The organism is Vibrio sp. 10N.222.52.B7 (assembly GCF_041474275.1).
Taxonomy (GTDB): domain Bacteria; phylum Pseudomonadota; class Gammaproteobacteria; order Enterobacterales; family Vibrionaceae; genus Vibrio; species Vibrio crassostreae_C.
In genome coordinates this window covers 1-225 of record NZ_JBFRTU010000726.1, presented here as the reverse complement: position 1 = coordinate 225, position 225 = coordinate 1, and the positions used below count along the sequence as shown (strand labels likewise).

Here is a 225-nt window from a genome sequence, read left to right as displayed (position 1 = left end):
CTACTTCAAGCCTAACTTCCGTACGTACATCTCGTACAACTTCAACCTTATCTCTGAAGGTGACAAGTTAGGTTCAGTTGGCCTTCTTAACGGCCCTGCATCAAAAGCAGATGCTGAAGACGAGCTAGCTCTAGGTCTACGTTACGACTTCTAATTCTGATTATCTAATTGATTAATTAGTTAATTGAGAATCAAAACGCCCGCTATCTAGCGGGCGTTTTTTAT

Annotated in this window: 1 pseudogene; it reads left to right on the top strand. The window is 41.3% G+C overall.

From position 1 onward, the window contains the following. Window positions 1–154: pseudogene (locus AB4512_RS25005) on the top strand (porin); the annotation flags it as partial. Window positions 155–225 lie beyond the last annotated feature (71 nt).